This is a genomic window from Microbacterium suwonense (genome assembly GCF_030296555.1).
Taxonomy (GTDB): Bacteria; Actinomycetota; Actinomycetes; order Actinomycetales; family Microbacteriaceae; genus Microbacterium; species Microbacterium suwonense.
Genome location: NZ_AP027728.1, coordinates 1,599,441 through 1,616,320 on the forward strand (window position 1 = coordinate 1,599,441; position 16,880 = coordinate 1,616,320).

Here is a 16,880-nt window from a genome sequence, read left to right on the forward strand (position 1 = left end):
CGCACCTCCGATACTCCCGACGGCTCCGGGATCGTCATCACGGCGCCGACCATGGTCATCGACAAGCGGGGCGACACCCTCAACCGGCCGGTGCTGACCACGACACTCTCCTCGCCCGCCGAGGGCGTGATCCGGGTGCGCATCGCCCACCATTCCGGGGGTCGGTGGCACGGCGGGTTCGATCTTCCCGGGGCCGGCGCGTCGTCGGCATCCGTCTCGATCACCGCCGACGGCGGCGTGCTGGATGCCGGCACGCTGGTCGCGCGCATCGCCCCCGGTGCCCCCTGGGATCTGTCGTTCGAGGTGGCCGGCCGTCGGGTGACCGGCAGCGGTCACCGCGCGCAGGGCTGGCTGCAGCTGGCTCCCGGAGCGCAGGTGGATACCGGGATCGTCGGCAACGCCAGGCAGAACGGAACCGTGCCGCGCGGCACGACCTTCATCCATGAGCAGCTCGATCTGGGCGTGGGAGAGCTCGTCTACGGTCTGGGTGAGCGCTTCGGCCCGCTGGTGAAGAACGGCCAGTCGGTGGAGATCTGGAACGCCGACGGCGGCACCTCCAGCGAGCAGGCGTACAAGAACGTGCCCTTCCACCTGTCCAGCCGCGGATACGGGGTGCTGGTCAACGACCCGGGCCATGTCTCCTACGAGGTGGGCTCGGAGGCCGTCGAGCGCGTGCAGTTCTCGGTGTCGGGCGAGGTGCTGGAGTACTTCGTCATCGCCGGCCCCACCCCGAAGGACGTGCTCGGCCGGTACACCGCCCTCACCGGCCGGCCGGCGGTCGTGCCGGCCTGGTCGTACGGGCTGTGGCTGTCGACCAGCTTCACCACCGACTACGACGAGCAGACCGTCAACTCGTTCATCGACGAGATGGCCGCCCGTGAACTGCCGGTGTCGGTGTTCCATTTCGACTGCTTCTGGATGCGCGAGTTCAACTGGTGCGACTTCGAATGGGATCCCCGGGTCTTCCCCGATCCGGATGGCATGCTCACCCGCCTGCACGAGAAGGACCTGCGGGTGTGCGTGTGGATCAACCCGTACATCGCGCAGCGCTCCCGCTGTTCCGCGAGGCCGCCGACCTCGGCTATCTCGTCACCCGCGCCGACGGCTCGGTCTGGCAGTGGGATCTGTGGCAGGCGGGCATGGGGCTGGTGGACTTCACGAACCCAGCCGCGACGGCCTGGTACCAGTCGCACCTGCGGCGCCTCATCGAGCAGGGCGTGGACTGCTTCAAGACCGACTTCGGCGAGCGCATCCCCACCGACGTGGTGTGGTCCGACGGCAGCGACCCGGAGCGGATGCACAACCTGTACACCCAGCTGTACAACCGTGCCGTGCAGGATGTGCTGGTCGAGGCCAGGGGCGAGGGCGACGCGGTGCTGTTCGCGCGCTCGGCGACGGCGGGCGGCCAGAGCACGCCGGTGCACTGGGGCGGCGACTCCACCTCGACGTTCGCATCGATGGCCGAGACGCTGCGCGGCGGGCTGTCGCTGGCGATGAGCGGCTTCGCGTTCTGGAGCCACGACATCGGCGGCTTCGAGGGCACGCCGGATGCCGGGGTGTTCAAGCGCTGGGCCGCGTTCGGTCTGCTCAGCTCTCACTCGCGGTTCCACGGGTCGAGCTCGTACCGGGTGCCGTGGGCCTTCGACGAGGAGGCCGTGGATGTGACCCGTCGCTTCACGCACCTGAAGATGAGGCTCATGCCGTACCTGCACCAGCACGGCCTCGATGCGGTGCGTACGGGCGTGCCGGTGATGCGGCCGATGGCACTGGAGTTTCCGGACGATCCGGCGACCGCGTATCTGGACCGCCAATACATGCTGGGGGCAGATCTGCTGGTGGCGCCGGTGTTCCGTGCCGACGGCGAGGTGGACTTCTACCTACCCGCCGGCCAGTGGACGTCACTGCTCACCGGCGAGACGGTCACCGGCGGCGCGTGGCGCCGGGAGACGCACGGCTTCGACTCCCTGCCGCTCTATGTTCGTCCTGGTGCAGTCCTGCCCTGGGGAGCGCGGCACGACCGTCCCGATTACGACTATCACGAAGGTCTGAAGCTGCGCGTGTTCCCGGGCGGGACGGGCACGGCATCCGTCACCGTCACCTCCCCCGACGGCACCGCGCGCGACTACGCTGTGAACCTCGAGGAGGTGACAGGATGACCGTGGACGACTACCGCGACTCGGGACGGGTGTTCCCCGAGACCTTCACGTTCGGCTCCGCGACGGCCGCCTACCAGGTGGAGGGTGGCACGGCCGAAGGCGGGCGCACCCCGTCCATCTGGGACACCTTCAGCCGCACGCCAGGGAAGGTGTGGAACGGCGACACCGGAGACGTCGCCTGCGACCACTTCCACCGAGTCGAGCAAGACCTCGATCTGATGGCGGAGCTGGGTCTGGAGGCGTACCGGTTCTCGATCGCCTGGCCGCGCATCGTCCCCGCCGCATCCGGCGAGGTGAACCGGGAGGGCGTGGACTTCTACTCGCGACTGGTCGACGGGCTGCTCTCCCGCGGCATCCGTCCGGTCGCGACCCTGTATCACTGGGATCTGCCGCAGTACCTGGAGGATGCCGGCGGCTGGGCGTCGCGGGCGACCGTCGACGCGTTTGCGGAGTACGCCGCGATCCTCGGTGCGGCGCTCGGCGACCGCGTGCACACCTGGACCACGCTGAACGAGCCGTGGTGCTCGGCGTACCTCGGCTACGGGCAGGGCGGGCATGCACCGGGGCGCCGCGAGCCGGCATCCGCTCTGGCCGCTGTGCACCATCTCAACCTGGCCCACGGGCGGGCGCTGCAGGCGCTGCGCGCCACCTCCACCGGTGACCCCGACTACTCGGTGACGCTGAACTTCCACGTGCTGCGCGGCGAAGGCGACGGCGCGCACGAGGCGGTCCGCCGGATCGATGCGCTGGCCAACCGCGCGTTCACGCAGCCGATGCTGCGCGGCGAGTATCCCGCCGATCTGCTGGCCGACACCGCATCCGTCACCGACTGGGGCTTCGTGCACGACGGCGACCTCGCCGCCATCCACCAGCCGATCGACGTGCTGGGCGTGAACTACTACGCCACCACCGCCGTGCGGCTGTGGGACGGCGTCGCGCCGCGGCAGCAGAACGACGGGCACAAGGGCGCCGAGGGCGGCACCGCCTGGCCCGGCAGTGATCGGATCGTCGAGTTCGTCGAGCAGCCGGGGCCGCACACCGCGATGGGCTGGAACATCGCCCCCGAGGGTCTGGAGGAGCTGCTGGTGTCGCTGTCCGAGCAGTTCCCCGGGCAGGCGCTGATGGTCACCGAGAACGGCGCGGCGTTCGACGACCGGGTCGCCGCCGACGGCTCGATCCCTGATGCCGAGCGGCAGGACTACCTGCACCGGCACCTGACCGCCGCCCATCGGGCGCTGCAGCGCGGCGTGGATCTGCGCGGCTACTTCGTGTGGTCGCTGCTGGACAACTTCGAGTGGGGCTACGGCTACGCGAAGAGATTCGGCATCGTGCGGGTCGACTTCGACACGCTGGAGCGCACCGTGAAGGACTCCGGGCACTGGTATCGGGAACTCATCCGCACCCGCACGATCGCGTCATAGCGCGACTCGGGTCAGCGGCCGCGCCGACGCCGGGCGTTCCAGTCGCCGAGCAGGTCGGTGGTGCGGTTGAGCGCCTCGGTGGACTTCTCCATCAGGGTGCGGGCGGCCTCGCGGAGCGCATCGGGCAGGTCGGACGGGTTCTTCTCACCGCGCGCGGAGCGCTCCGCGACGTCGAGGGCGCGTTCGAGGTCGTCCACCGCGCGACGGTAGTCGGAGAAGGCGGATGCTGTGACCCGTTCACCCTCGCGCGGCGGACGCAGATCGCGCGCGCGTTCCAGAGCGGCGAAGAAGGCTGCCGTGTGCGGCTGGCGCCCATCGGACATTCCCGGGAAGGCCAGCAGTTTGGCCGGGTCGGTCTCGTACTCCATCCAGCGCGCCAGGATCGCGTCGTGACGGGAGCGCACCCGGTCCAGCGGCAGGTCTCCCGCCCCCAGCGCCGCACGTTCGGCGGAGACGCGTGCCCGTGCGGCCTTCACCCGCGCGGTCGCAGCCTTCGAGGCAAGCTGGGCCTCGCGCAGGGCTCGGCGCGCGGAGGCGACGGCGTCGGCATCCGTTCTGGCGGCCGCGCGATCGGCGACCATCCGCGTGGTTTCGGCGCGGGCGATGCGCACCGTGACGGCCGCGGCCCTGGCATCCTTCTGCGCTTGGCGCAGCTCAAGCCTGGCCGCGTCGTAGCCGAGCCGCTTTCCGTTCACCGTCTGCCGCCTTCGAACCGTGGCGAAACCGACCGCTCCCGCACCCGCGACGGCCGGCGCGATCCACCAGAGATCGGCCGCGGCGGCCCAGATCGGATCCACCCCCTCAGCCTAACCGCCCGTCTATTTGTCACGCGTGCACGCTTTTCAGCCGAGAAGCGTGCACGCGCGCCATATAGACGGGCCTTGAGGGTCAGACCAGGGTCTCCTGCCAGGCCGCATGCAGCTGCGCGAACTTGCCGGTGCCGGCGATGAGCACATCGGGCGCGTCATCCTCGATGATCCGGCCGTGCTCCATCACGAGCACCCGGTCGGCGATCGCGACCGTCGACAGACGGTGCGCGATGATGATCGCCGTGCGGTCGGCCAGCAGCGTCTGCAGCGCATCCTGGATGAGCCGCTCCGAGGGGATGTCCAGCGAGGCGGTCGCCTCGTCGAGGATCAGCACCGCCGGGTCGGCCAGGAACGCGCGGGCGAACGAGATCAGCTGCCGCTGCCCGGCGGACACACGCCCTCCACGCTTGTTGACGTCGGTGTCGTACCCGTCCGGAAGCGCAGAGATGAACTCATCGGCGCCCACGGCCCGCGCGGCGGCGCGGATCTCGTCGAGAGTGGCATCCGGCTTGCCGAGCGCGATGTTGTCGGCGACCGTCCCGCTGAACAGGTACGCCTCCTGGGTGACCATCACGATGGCGCGGCGCAGATCCTTCGGATGCAGCATCCGCAGATCCACTCCGTCGAGTGCGACGGCGCCCTCGGTCGGGTCGTAGAAGCGCGAGACCAGCTTCGCGAGCGTCGACTTGCCCGCGCCCGTGGTGCCGACCAGGGCGATGGTCTGGCCCGCAGGGATGTCGAGGAGAAGTTCGGCAGGATCGTCTTCTCGCCGTTGTAGCCAAAGGTCACCTCGTCGAAGCGGATCGCCCCGCGCGACTCCCACAGGTCCACCGGCTTGTCGGGGTCGGGAACGGTGGGCTGCTCCTCGAGCACGCCGGAGACCTTCTCCAGCGCCGCGGTCGCGGACTGGTAGGAGTTCAGGAACATCGCGATCTCCTGCATGGGCGCGAAGAAGTTGCGCACGTACAGCACGCTGGCCAGCAGCACGCCGACGCCGAGCACGCCGTCCGAGACGCGGATGCCGCCCCACAGCACGACCAGGGTGATGGTCAGCGCCGACACCGCCATCAGCCCGGGCTCGAAGGTGCCGAACAGCACCATGGAGCGCCGGTTGATGTCGCGGTACTCCCCGCCACCTTCCGGAACGCGACGTCATTGCGCGGCTCCTTGCGGAACGACTTCACCGCGCGGATGCCGGTCATCGTCTCCACGAACTGCACGATCACCTTGGCGCTGATCACGCGCGACTCGCGGTACACCAGCTGCGACCGCCCGTAGAACCAGCGCATCAGCAGCACGAGCGGGATCCCTGCCAGCATCAGGATGACACCGGCCTGCCAGTCGGCGATCACCAGCGCGATGAACGTGAACAGACCGAACAGCACACCCGAGACGAGGTTGTTCAGGCCGCCGTCGAGCAGTTCGCGGATGGAGTCGAGGTCGCTGGTCTGGCGCGAGATGATCCGGCCCGAGGTGTACGACTCGTGGAACTCCAGACTCAGCCGCTGGGTGTGCAGGAAGATCCGCTTGCGCAGATCCAGCAGCACCGCCTGCGTGATACGGGCGGCGAGCACGACGTAGAAGCCGATCAGGGCCGACCCGAGGATGCCGGCGAGAAGGTACACGGCGGTGATCATGATCGCCGGCATCCAGTCGGCGTTCTGCAGCAGCTGCGGCAGGGCGTCGTCGAGCGCGATGCCGATCAGGATCGGACCGGCGACCTGGAGCGCCGTCGAGACGACCAGCACGAGGGCAGCGATCACGATGCGCAGCCGCAGCGGGTGGATCAGCGAGCCGAGCAGGCGCAGCGAGCGCTGCCGGATGGCGCGGCTCTCCTCCTTGGTGTAGTGGGAGCGGTCCTCGTCCTGGGTTCCGGTGATGGTCATGCCTGCACCTCCTTCTCGGTGGCGGATGCTTCGTTCTGGGCTGCCTCGTTCATCGCCTCGGTGATGATCGGGATGGTTCCGGTGCGCGCCGCCTGCTCGGCCTCGAGGCTGGAGATCACGTGGCGGTAGTGCGCGCTGGTGCGCAGCAGGTCGGAGTGCGTGCCGACCGCCGTGATCCTGCCCTTCTCCAGCAGGGCGACGCGATCGGCGAGCGCCACGGTCGAGGGGCGGTGCGCGACGATCAGCGCGGTGGTCTCAGCCAGCACGTGCCGCAGTGCCTCTTCGACGAGAGCCTCGGTGTCGACGTCCAGCGCCGAGAGCGGGTCGTCGAGCACGAGCACCTTAGGAGCCGCGGCGACCGCTCGCGCCAGGGCCAGGCGCTGACGCTGGCCGCCGGAGAGGCTCAGCCCCTCCTCGCCGATGATCGTCTCGACGCCGTCGGGAAGGGTGTCGACGAATCCCGCCTGCGCGACATCGAGGGCCTCGCGCAGCACGCGCTCGCCCTCCGCGCTGTGGATGTCGAGGTCAGCGCGGCCGAGCAGCACGTTCTCGCGCACGGATGCCGAGAACAGCGTGGCGTCCTCGAACGCCATGGCGATGTGGCGGCGCAGCTCGGAGAGCTCGAAGTCGCGGATGTCGACGCCGTCCAGCGTGACCCGTCCGCCGGTGACGTCGTACAGGCGCGCCGGCAGCGTGGTCAGGGTGGTCTTGCCGGATCCGGTCAGTCCCACCAGCGCCATGGTCTCACCGGGACGCAGCACCAGGTCGATGCCATCGAGCAGGTCGCGCTCGGCTGCCCCGGCATCCTGATACCGGAAGCGCGCGCCCTCGAAGGCGAGCTCGCCGCGGGGCTCCGCCAGGTGCACCGGCTTCTCGGGATCGGTGATGGAGTTGGTCTCACGGTAGATGTCGAAGACGCGATCAGTCGCCGTGCGGGCGTCGAGCATGAACGAGAACAGGAACCCGATGGACTCGATCGGCCAGCGCAGCACCGTGGCCATCGCGAAGAACGCGAACAGCTGGGCGACGTCGATGCCGCCGGTGGAGATCAGCCAGATGCCGGTGATCAGGCTCACACCGAACGCGATCTGCGGCATGAGGTCCAGCCAGAACCAGATCTCGCCGACCGCGCGGGCCTTTCTCAGCTCGGTCTCGCGCAGGGTCTCGGCCTGGCGGCTGAAGCGACTGAGGGCGTGCTTGCCGCGGCCGAACGCCTTCAGCACGCGGATGCCGTGCACGCTCTCCTCGACGCTGGTGGCGAGGTCGCCGGCCTGGTCCTGGCTGCGCCGGGCAAGCACGCCGTAGCGCTTCTCGAAGAGGAACCCTTGGATCCACATCGGGATGCCGGTCAGGATGAAGATCACGCCCAGCATCCAGTGCCAGCGGAACAGCAGCACGGCGCCGATGCCGATCGTGAGGATGTTCACCACCAGCAGGATCAGGCCGAAGGCGATCCAGCGTCGGATCAGGCTGATGTCCTGCATCATCCGGCTCAGCAGCTGGCCCGACTGCCACCGATCGTGGAAGGCGACCGGCAGGTTCTGCAGTCGCGCGTACAGCTCCGACCGCATCTGGAACTCGACTTCGGTGGCCGGGGTCAGCACGAACCAGCGCCGCAGCCACACCATCGCGGCCTCGCCGAGAGCAAGGGCGAAGACGCCGGCCGCACCCGCCAGGATCAGGCCGAGCACGCCGCCGTTCAGGTGCGCGCCCGCGACGTCGCCGAGACCGCGGACGATCTGCTCGAGAACGATCGGAATCATTAGCGCGATCACCGCGGCGGCGAGTGCGCTGAGCGCGCCGCCGACGAGGCGCCAGACGATGGGCCGGACGAAGGGCTTCAGGCGCCAGAGGGCGGCGACGGTGGACAGAGACGACGAAGAGGAGGTGACAGACATGGCTCTCGGTTTTGCGGGACGATCAGGTGATGAAGACGGAGCGGATGCTCGGCATCCGGTGCATGCGGCGAACGGCGAGGCCGTCCGCCGCGGTCAGTCGCGCAGGCGAGCTGCGCGCGAGCCGGCGGGGATGAACGTCGTGACAATCGTCGTGGTCATGGTGTCCTCCGCAGGCTCGGCTTCATCGGGCCGATCGGCGCGACAGCCTTCAATCCTATGCGTGCCACGATCCCGATGGCAAGCGCTCCGAGCACAAAGGGAATCCCCTTTCCGACATGTGCCGCACTGTCGGTTCCGCCCCAATGCGGATTTCCAAGGTTCCAGATCGCCGAGACCCCTCCTGAGTGTCGAAACCCCTCACCACACGCGCGATTCCTGAGGGGTATCGACGGCCACGAGGGGTCTCGGCGGAGGGAAACTGCGCGGGATCACCTGATCGCAGCCGCTGCGGCCTCGCGGTCGAGCAGGCTGCGCTTGACCGGCAGGCCCCAGGCGAAGCCGCCGAGGGATCCGTCGGAGCGCAGCACGCGGTGGCAGGGCACGAACAGCGCCGGGGCGTTGCGGGCGCAGACGGATGCCGCAGCGCGCACGGCCTGCGGTCTGCCCAGCTCGACGGCGAACTCACTGTAGGTGAGCGGCCTGCCAGGGGCGATGCGGCGCAGCGTCCGCCACCCGGCATGCTGCAGCTCGGTGCCGTGCTGGCGCACCGCGACGGTGTCGATCGCGGTCAGGTCGCCGCCGTAGTACGCGCGTGCCGCGGCTGCGGCATCCGTCTCCGCCTCGATGATGTCGTCGGGCCGCAGGGAGACGTGCACCCGCTCGATGATGGCGGCGTGGTCGTCGCTCCACCCCGAGGCGAGCACGCGCTGGGAGGGGTCGGCGAGGATCGTGAGGGCCCCATCGGGGGTGTCGATGGTCTGGATGCGTGCGGTCATGCTGTTCATGCCTTTCGTCGATTCTTCATCGGAGGCGCCGAGTCGAGGTGTTCGCGGCGAGCGGGGCGGACCGGGGCCGCGCGCCAGAGATGGGCGGTCAAGTAGCTGCGCCACGGCGCGGTGCGCTGCGACCAGGCGCTGAGCGAGCGCGGGTCGGCGGGGATGCCGGATGCCGTGGCCCCGGCGCGCACGGCGACGTCACCGGGCAGCAGCACATCGGGGTCGCCGATCACCCGCATCCGCACGTAGTCCGCCGTCCACGGGCCGATGCCGGGCATCGCCAGCAGTCGTGCCCGCTGCTCGGCGGCGTCATCGCCGACGGTCAGGATCAGCGAGCCATCCGCGAGCGCCGCCGCGGCGCCGGTGATGGCACGGATGCGGGCCGCCGGCCCGCGCAGCACCTCGGTGCCGTGCTCGGCGATCGCCGCCATCGTCGGGAACAGCAGCCCGCCGTCGGCGGTGCGCTCCCCAGCTGCTCGGTGAGCGCCGTCAGCGCGGTGCGGGCGGCCGCGACGGTGATCTGCTGGCCGACCATCGCACGGATCAGCATCTCGTGCGGGTCGGCGGCTCCGGGAACACGGATGCCGGGGATCGCCGCGACCAGCGGCACCAGCTGCGGGTGGACGGCGAGCGCCTCATCGACGGCGGCCGGATCGGCGTCCAGGTCGAACAGCCGGCGGCTGATCGACACGAGCGGGGCGAGATCGCCGAGCCCGGTGACCCGCACGCGCAGGTGCAGCCGTGCGTCGGCGTCCTGCCGGATCTCCAGGTGGGCGGGGCCGCCCGGCATCCGCAGGTGCCGCGCGAACGAGGTCGCGGTCGCCTCCTCCACGCCGGGCACGGCACGGGCCGCCATCCACGCGAACACGCCGGCTGCGTCGATCGGCGTCCGGTGCGGCAGCAGCAGATCGATGGCACCCTGCGCCCCGGCATCCGGCGCAGCCGCGCGGCGCGTGTGCCGCAGCTGCCCCGGTGTCATCTCGAAGACCTCCCGGATCGTGTCGTTGCACTGACGGATGCTGGCGAACCCGGCAGAGAAGGCCACTTCCGATACGGGCATGTCGGTGCTGGTCAGCAGCATCCGCGCCGTGTGGGCGCGATGGGCCCTGGCCAGGGCGAGCGGGCCGGCACCGAGTTCGGCGGTCAGCATCCGGGTCAGGTGCCGGGGCGAGTAGCCGAGCCGATTCGCGAGCCCGGGCACCCCTCCTGTTCGACGACGCCCGCAGCGATCAGGCGCATGGCCCGCGCCGCGGCGTCTCCACGCAGATTCCAGACCGGCGAGCCGGGAGTCGCCTCCGGCAGGCAGCGCTTGCACGCCCGGTACCCCGCCTCGTGCGCGGCCGCGCTGGTCGGATAGAAAGTGACGTTCGCGGGCTTGGGAGTGCGCGCGGGGCAGCTCGGGCGGCAGTAGATGCCGGTGGAGCGCACGGCGGTGACGAACTGGCCGTCGAAGCGGGTGTCGCGTGCGCTGATGGCGCGATACCGCTCGTCGAAGGTCATCGTGTGCGGGGCCATGCCCCCACTCTGCCACCTTCAGCGCACGTCGACTGGCGGAAATCGGACACGGCTGTTCACCGCCGGATCAGGATGGCTGCGACGCCGCTCAGCGCGGATCCAGATGGATGCCGGCGATCATGCAGCGCACCGATCCGCCCGCCAACTCGATCGGGGCGACGTCGATCGGGAGCACGCGGCACGATGCGGAGAGGATGCTCAGCTGCTCTGCGGTCAGGCTGCGGTGCCCGGTCTCGGAGATCACCAGGATGCGTTCGCCGTCGCGGCCGCGCACCTCGATGGCATTCCCCGCGAACGCCGCCACCTGCTCGGCGGACAGCGCGATCAGCGTGCGCCCGGTCTCGCGGATGCGGTGCGCGACCTCGGCCCGACGCGTGTCGCCGACGACGGCGTCCAGCCCGATCAGTGCGACATCGCTGCCGATGCACATCATCACGTTGGTGTGGTAGATCGGCACGCCATCCGGATCGACGGCATCGAAGACGACGGGTTCGTAGCCGAACACCGTGCAGAAGCGCTCCACGAGCACCGGATCGCACCGCTTCGAGCGCACCGCATAGGCGATCCGCGACACATGATCGAGCACCATGGCCCCGGTGCCCTCGAGGAACAGGTCGTCGGGTTCGAGCCCGGAGTAGTCGATGACCTCCTGCACCCGGTACTCGGTCTTGAGCATCTCGATGATGTCGGCTCGGCGTTCGCTGCGGCGGTTCTCGGCATACATCGGGTACACGGCCACGCGCCCGCCGGCGTGGGTCGAGAACCAGTTGTTCGGGAAGACGCTGTCCGGATGCGTGGTGGTCTCGTCCTCGAACAGATGCACGCGCACGCCGACCTCACGCAGGCTCTCGGCAACCCGGGTGCACGCGTCGTACGCCTCCCGCGAGACATCGTGGTCGGCGGTGCTCTGGAAGGTGTTGTCGGCCGCGGTCTGCGGATTGGGCCGGAAGTGGTGGGGCCGGATCAGCACCACCGCGCCCGGCGCCTGCGCGGACGCGGCTCTCACGCCAGGCTCGGCGCCGCGGCGCCCTGCGCCACCAGCGCGAACAGGTTCTTCGGGTCCTCGGGCTCGGCGATGATGTCGACCTCGGTGAAGTAGTCGGTGCCGTCGATCGCAGCATCCAGGTAGCGCAGCGCCGAGAAATCCTCGATCGCGAACCCGACGGAGTCGAAGATCGTGATCTGCTCGGCGGAGGTGCGTCCGGCGGCCTCGCCGCGCAGCACGCGCCACAGCTCGGTGACCGGATGCTCAGGATCGAGCTGCTGGATCTCACCCTCGATGCGGGTCTGCGGCGGGTACTCGACGAAGATGTCGCCACGGTGCAGGATGCGCTCGTCGAGCTCGGTCTTGCCCGGGCAGTCGCCGCCGATGGCGTTCAGGTGCACACCGGAGGCCACCATCTCATCGGTCAGCACAGTGGCGTTGGCCTTGTCTGCTGTGCAGGTGGTGATGATCTGCGCACCCTGGACGGCCTCGGCGGCGCCGTTCGCGCGCACGATGTCGAAGCCGAGCGGACGCATGTTGGCCTCGAAGGTGTCGAGGGCCTGCGGGTCGGTGTCCCACACACGCAGGTGCGAGATGCCCAGCAGAGCGCGGAATGCCAGGGCCTGGAACTCCGCCTGGCTTCCGGTGCCGATCATCGCCATGGTCGTCGCACCGGCGGGCGCGAGCACGCGTGCCGCCATCGCGGAGGTGGCTGCGGTGCGCAGTGCGGTGAGGATCGTCATCTCCGACCACAGCGTCGGATAGCCGCTGTCGACGTCGGCGAGAACTCCGAAGGCCGTGACGGTCTGCAGGCCACGGGCCGGGTTGCTCGGGTGCCCGTTGACGTACTTGAAGCCGTACTTGCGGCCGTCGCTGGCCGGCATCAGCTCGATCACGCCGATGTCGGAGTGGCTGGCGACGCGGGCGGTCTTGTCGAAGTCGGCCCAGCGCGCGAAGTCCTCCACGAGGGTGTCGGCGATCCCCGAGATCGCCTGCTCGATGCCTGTGTCGATCAGCCATCTGCGCATGTTCGGAACATCGACGAAACGGACCATCGCCCTACCCTTCACTCGGATACCTCAAATCTACGAACGACCAGCGATACTTTCAATCAACAACGTGAGTCATTTACGCCATTCACTGGTATTTCTGCTCGCTAGTGCAGTACATTCTGTTCATGATCTCGCTCGATGATCTCGATCGCCGACTGCTGTCGCTGCTGCGCGCGAACAGCCGCGAATCCGTGGTGAACCTCGCCCGCCGCCTCGGCGTCACCCGCGCAACCGTCGACAGCCGACTCAAGCGACTCATCGACAGCGGGGTGATCGTGGGCTTCTCGGTGCGCGTGCGCGACCCCGCCGCAGCATCCGTCGTCCGTGCGATCATGCTGATCGCGGTGGAGGGCCGCAACACGGCGGAGGTGATCCGCAGCCTGCGCGGAGTACCTCAGATCGCGGCGCTGCACACCACCAACGGCCGCTGGGATCTCGTCGCCGAAGTCAGCTGCGACAGCCTGGCCTCCTTCGACGAGACGCTCAGCACGATCCGCGGAATCGACGGCATCCGCGACAGCGAGACCAGCATCCTGCTCAGCTCCGCGAGCGTGTGACCGGGCGGCCCGGCCGCTTTCACTGTAGTTTCAGAGGTCGGGTCACGGCGTTTCGACTCTTGCGGCTCCGCCGCCTTCGCTCAACGAACGGTTTGCGGCTCCGCAGGCTCCGCCGCTTTCAAGGCCACTTCTTCCACGTCCGCGTCGCTGGCGCTCCGCGTCAGTGGAAGAAGTGGCGCTCGCCGGTGAAGAACATCGTCACGCCGGCCTTGCGGGCGGCGTCGATGACCTCGCCGTCGCGCACGGAGCCGCCGGGCTGCACGATCGCCGAGACTCCGGCATCCAGCAGCACCTGCGGTCCGTCGGCGAACGGGAAGAACGCATCGGATGCCGCGACCGAGCCCGCTGCACGCGCCCCGGCGCGCTCCACGGCCAGGCGGCAGGAGTCCACCCGGTTGACCTGTCCCATGCCCACGCCGACGGTGGCGTTGTCCTTCGCGAGCACGATCGCGTTCGACTTCACCGCGCGGCACGCCTTCCACGAGAAGATGAGGTTCTCCATCGCCGCGTCGTCCGGGCGCTCGCCCGAGACGAGCTCCCAGTTCTTCGCCACCGAGACGATGTCGTCCGGGAACCGGTCGGCATCCTGCAGCAGCAGTCCGCCCGACACGAGACGGATGTCCATCCGCTCCTGCTGCCAGTCCGAGGGCAGCTGCAGCAGCCGCAGGTTCTTCTTCGCCTTGAACACCTCGAGCGCCGCCGGCTCGAAATCGGGCGCGACGATCACCTCGGTGAAGATGTCCTTCAGGTTCTCGGCCATCTTCAGCGTCACGGTGCCGTTCGCTGCGATCACGCCACCGTACGCCGAGACGGGGTCGCACTCGTGCGCGCGCAGGTGCGCGCTGGCGATCGGGTCGAGGGCGTTCGGCGCGGTCGTCGCGATACCGCAGGGGTTCGCGTGCTTGATGATCGCGACCGAGGGCAGCACCATGTCGTAGGCGGCGCGCAGTGCGGCATCCGCATCGACGTAGTTGTTGTACGACATCTCCTTGCCCTGCAGCTGGGTGGCCTGGGCGATGCCGTGCCCGCCGGTGCGGGTGTAGATCGCACCGCGCTGATGCGAGTTCTCTCCGTAGCGCAGCGTCGCCAGGCGCTCGGCCTTGATGGTCAGATGCGCGGGCAGATCCACGCCGTCGCTGAGAGTGCTCTCGGCGAACCACTGCGCCACCGCCGTGTCGTAGGTGGCGGTGTGCGAGAAGGCGCGGGCGGCGAGCTCCCGGCGCTGGGTGAGGTCGGTGCCGCCGGCCTTCACCGAGGCGATGATCGCCGGATACGCCTCCGGCGAGACGACGATCGCCACGTTGGCGTAGTTCTTCGCCGCAGCACGCACCATCGAGGGCCCGCCGATGTCGATCTGCTCGACGATCTCATCGGGCTCCGCGCCGGACTCGACGGTCTCGACGAACGGATACAGGTTCGCCACCACCAGCTCGAACGGCGCGATGCCCAGCTCGGCGAGCTGACGCTCGTGATCCTCCAGGCGCAGATCGGCGAGCAGTCCGCCGTGGATCTTCGGATGCAGGGTCTTCACCCGCCCATCCAGCATCTCGTCCACACCGGTCACCGAGGCGACGTCGGTGACCGGATATCCGGCGTCGCGCACGGTCTGCGCGGTCGAGCCCGTGGAGACGATCTCGACGCCCGCCTCGGTGAGCGCCTCGGCGAGCTCGACCAGACCGGTCTTGTCGCTCACCGACACCAGTGCACGCCGGATCGGCACCAGATCGCGGTGACGGTACAGCGAGGAATCGAGGCGAGGGCCGGCCATGATGATGCTCCTTCGTACGTGGGTGGTTCGGGTCGGTGAGAGTCAGAGGACGAGCTCGCCGGTGGCGATGCGCTGCACGACGTCGATGAGCAGCCGCCGCTCGACGGGCTTGATGCGCTCGTGCAGTGAGGACTCGGTGTCGTCGGGGCGCACGGCGATGCGCTCCTGGGCGAGGATAGGGCCGCTGTCGACGCCGTCATCGACGACGATCACACTGGCGCCGGTCTGCTCCGCACCCGCGGCAAGGGCGTCGCGCACCCCGTGTGCTCCGGGGAACTCGGGCAGATAGGCGGGGTGGGTGTTCACGATCCGTGGCGCGTAGCGGGCCACGACCGCGGCGGGCAGCAGACGCATCAGTCCGCTGAGCACGATCAGGTCGGGCTGCCAGGCGTCCAGCTGCGCGGCGAGCTCTTCACCCCACGCCTCACGGGTCGGGTAGGCGGCGTACGGCACGGTGAAGGTCGGGATGCCGAAATCCTCGGCGTGTGCGAGCCCGTCGGCGTCGCGATCCGCGCCGACGGCCAGCACGCGAGCCGGGAAATCGGGGTGGCTCGTCGCCTCGAGCAGGGCTCGGAGGTTCGAGCCGGCACCGGAGATGAGAACGACGAGCGTCAGCACCCGGTTAGTCTACCGGGGCTGCGGTGGCCTGCTCACGCCAGAAGTCGGTGCGCTCCTCGGCGAGCTCGTCGCGGTGGCGTGGCGTGAGAAGCAGGATGCCGCAGCCGATGAGCACCTCGATGCCGACGGCCAGGGCGAAGGGGCCGACCGCAGGACCGGCATCCGCGAGCCGGCCCGGGCCGATGGATCCGGATGCCAGCACTGCGGCGAGCGCGGCGACGCCCGCGGAGACGACGGAGATGCCCGCCGTGATCGCCGCCCGGGGCCACAGCCCGGTACCGGTGCGCCCCCACACCAGCCGCGAGCGGACCATCCAGCCGGCCAGGGCGCCGCAGGCGATCGGCACGAGCACCGCCACCAGCATCCACATCGATGAGTTCTCCGGCACCAGCCCGAGCACCGGAATGCCGGGAACCACGCCGAGCTCGGTTCCCGCCGGCGACACCGCGGTCCCCGTGCCGAGCGCGAAGCCGGGGCCCGCGAGCCAGCTCGCCGACCACACCACCAGCGTCGGCAGATACATCAGGTGCGCGAGCGTGAGCATGCTCGCGCCCAGCACATCCACGCGGGCGGCCTCGAACAGCGCGATCACCTCTCCCCCGCGAAGCATCGTCATGACCGCCACACCGACTGCGGCCGCACCGGTCAGCGCGACGGTGACGACCGCCGCGCCGCGCAGCGACTCAGCCGGTACCGGCGCCCAGTCCCCCAGCCATCCACGATGTCGTGCACCCGGTCAATGATTCCGTCGTCGCCCTCCGACCAGGCACGCGTCACGGCTCCGGCCAGCAGACCCGCGAAGTAGACGGATGCCGGGATCAGGACCGCCGCCCACAGCGGGGCAGTGAGCACCTGAGCCTGCGCGGTGACGCCGATCAGCGCGCTGAGCAGCGCGAAGACGACGGCGCCGGAGAGCACCCCGCTCAGCCAGGCGCCCGCGGCAGCGGCGCGACGACCGGAGCGGGCGGCGAAGATCAGGGTGAACAGCAGGAGGGCTAGCGGCGGCACCGAGATCGCGAACGTCGCCGCCTCCTTCGCGATGCCGAGGCTCGACAGCACGGCATCCGGCAGCGTCACCTCGAGCGGCACCCCGTGACCGAACTGCCACAGCGTGCCGCTGACCGGCCACAGCGACCCCCAGTCGGCGTGCACCCCGAACGCCAGCACCCACAGCAGCGTGAACGGCGCGAGCACTGCGACCACGCCCACGGCGGCCGCGATGAGGGCGTCGAGGGCGGCGAGAAGCACGACGATGACACGTTGCATGACCCATCGAGCCT

11 protein-coding genes and 3 pseudogenes are annotated in these 16,880 nt (G+C 69.6%); 3 read left to right on the forward strand and 11 right to left on the reverse strand.

Annotated elements, in window-relative coordinates:
- Positions 1 to 51: 51 nt before the first annotated feature.
- Together yicI and QUE33_RS08035 are read left to right on the forward strand one after the other, a co-directional pair.
- Positions 52 to 2,156 (forward strand): annotated as a pseudogene (gene yicI, locus QUE33_RS08030) (alpha-xylosidase).
- Entirely contained in the window at positions 2,153 to 3,577 is a 1,425-nt protein-coding gene (locus QUE33_RS08035; RefSeq protein WP_286298959.1) for a GH1 family beta-glucosidase, read from the forward strand. The pseudogene yicI and the gene QUE33_RS08035 overlap by 4 nt, the downstream one beginning before the upstream one ends.
- Positions 3,578 to 3,588: 11 nt before the next feature.
- Here QUE33_RS08035 and QUE33_RS08040 read toward each other — a convergent pair whose 3' ends face one another.
- From QUE33_RS08040 to ocd, 7 genes and pseudogenes are all read right to left on the reverse strand, one after another.
- Positions 3,589 to 4,374, reverse strand: coding sequence for a hypothetical protein (locus QUE33_RS08040; protein WP_286298960.1), 786 nt, complete (start codon positions 4,372 to 4,374; stop codon positions 3,589 to 3,591).
- Positions 4,375 to 4,465: 91 nt separating this feature from the next.
- Positions 4,466 to 6,272 (reverse strand): annotated as a pseudogene (locus tag QUE33_RS08045) (ABC transporter ATP-binding protein).
- Positions 6,269 to 8,170 carry an ABC transporter ATP-binding protein gene (locus tag QUE33_RS08050; protein WP_286298961.1) on the reverse strand — a complete coding sequence of 634 codons (1,902 nt, stop codon included), beginning with the start codon at positions 8,168 to 8,170 and terminating at the stop codon, positions 6,269 to 6,271. The pseudogene QUE33_RS08045 and the gene QUE33_RS08050 overlap by 4 nt, the downstream one beginning before the upstream one ends.
- Positions 8,171 to 8,598: 428 nt before the next feature.
- Positions 8,599 to 9,105 carry a methylated-DNA--[protein]-cysteine S-methyltransferase gene (locus QUE33_RS08055; protein WP_286298964.1) on the reverse strand — a complete coding sequence of 169 codons (507 nt, stop codon included), beginning with the start codon at positions 9,103 to 9,105 and terminating at the stop codon, positions 8,599 to 8,601.
- Positions 9,106 to 9,110: 5 nt separating this feature from the next.
- Positions 9,111 to 10,620: pseudogene (locus QUE33_RS08060) on the reverse strand (DNA-3-methyladenine glycosylase 2 family protein).
- An 88-nt stretch (positions 10,621 to 10,708) separates the two neighbouring features.
- A complete protein-coding gene (gene ctlX / locus QUE33_RS08065; protein WP_286298965.1) occupies positions 10,709 to 11,626 on the reverse strand; it encodes a citrulline utilization hydrolase CtlX in 918 nt (305 codons plus the stop codon).
- On the reverse strand, positions 11,623 to 12,660 hold the full coding sequence (gene ocd / locus QUE33_RS08070) for an ornithine cyclodeaminase (protein ID WP_286298967.1): 1,038 nt from the start codon (positions 12,658 to 12,660) through the stop codon (positions 11,623 to 11,625). The genes ctlX and ocd overlap by 4 nt, the downstream gene beginning before the upstream one ends.
- Before the next feature lie 122 nt (positions 12,661 to 12,782).
- Between ocd and QUE33_RS08075 the strand changes: the two genes are divergently transcribed.
- A complete protein-coding gene (locus QUE33_RS08075; protein WP_286298969.1) occupies positions 12,783 to 13,214 on the forward strand; it encodes an Lrp/AsnC family transcriptional regulator in 432 nt (143 codons plus the stop codon).
- A gap of 160 nt (positions 13,215 to 13,374) precedes the next feature.
- Here the strand turns inward: QUE33_RS08075 and purH are convergent, their stop codons facing one another.
- The 4 genes from purH to QUE33_RS08095 are packed head-to-tail and all read right to left on the reverse strand — an operon-like array spanning position 13,375 to position 16,866.
- Positions 13,375 to 14,982, reverse strand: a complete 1,608-nt coding sequence (gene purH / locus QUE33_RS08080; RefSeq protein ID WP_286298970.1) for a bifunctional phosphoribosylaminoimidazolecarboxamide formyltransferase/IMP cyclohydrolase — start codon at positions 14,980 to 14,982, stop codon at positions 13,375 to 13,377.
- Positions 14,983 to 15,024: 42 nt separating this feature from the next.
- Positions 15,025 to 15,600 carry a phosphoribosylglycinamide formyltransferase gene (purN, locus tag QUE33_RS08085; RefSeq protein ID WP_286298972.1) on the reverse strand — a complete coding sequence of 192 codons (576 nt, stop codon included), beginning with the start codon at positions 15,598 to 15,600 and terminating at the stop codon, positions 15,025 to 15,027.
- Positions 15,601 to 15,604: 4 nt separating this feature from the next.
- On the reverse strand, positions 15,605 to 16,312 hold the full coding sequence (locus tag QUE33_RS08090; protein WP_350226558.1) for a cell division protein PerM: 708 nt from the start codon (positions 16,310 to 16,312) through the stop codon (positions 15,605 to 15,607).
- Positions 16,246 to 16,866 (reverse strand): cell division protein PerM, encoded by a 621-nt coding sequence (locus QUE33_RS08095; protein WP_286298973.1) that lies wholly within the window; start codon positions 16,864 to 16,866, stop codon positions 16,246 to 16,248. The genes QUE33_RS08090 and QUE33_RS08095 overlap by 67 nt, the downstream gene beginning before the upstream one ends.
- Positions 16,867 to 16,880 lie beyond the last annotated feature (14 nt).

Bases quoted from the DNA above. Each gene is read 5' to 3' on its own strand.
- ocd (WP_286298967.1), bottom strand. From the start codon at position 12,660: ATGGTCCGTTTCGTCGATGTTCCGAACATGCGCAGATGGCTGATCGAC.
- QUE33_RS08050 (WP_286298961.1), bottom strand. From the start codon at position 8,170: ATGTCTGTCACCTCCTCTTCGTCGTCTCTGTCCACCGTCGCCGCCCTC.
- QUE33_RS08055 (WP_286298964.1), bottom strand. From the start codon at position 9,105: ATGACCGCACGCATCCAGACCATCGACACCCCCGATGGGGCCCTCACG.
- purH (WP_286298970.1), bottom strand. From the start codon at position 14,982: ATGGCCGGCCCTCGCCTCGATTCCTCGCTGTACCGTCACCGCGATCTG.
- QUE33_RS08095 (WP_286298973.1), bottom strand. From the start codon at position 16,866: ATGCAACGTGTCATCGTCGTGCTTCTCGCCGCCCTCGACGCCCTCATC.
- QUE33_RS08035 (WP_286298959.1), top strand. From the start codon at position 2,153: ATGACCGTGGACGACTACCGCGACTCGGGACGGGTGTTCCCCGAGACC.
- QUE33_RS08075 (WP_286298969.1), top strand. From the start codon at position 12,783: ATGATCTCGCTCGATGATCTCGATCGCCGACTGCTGTCGCTGCTGCGC.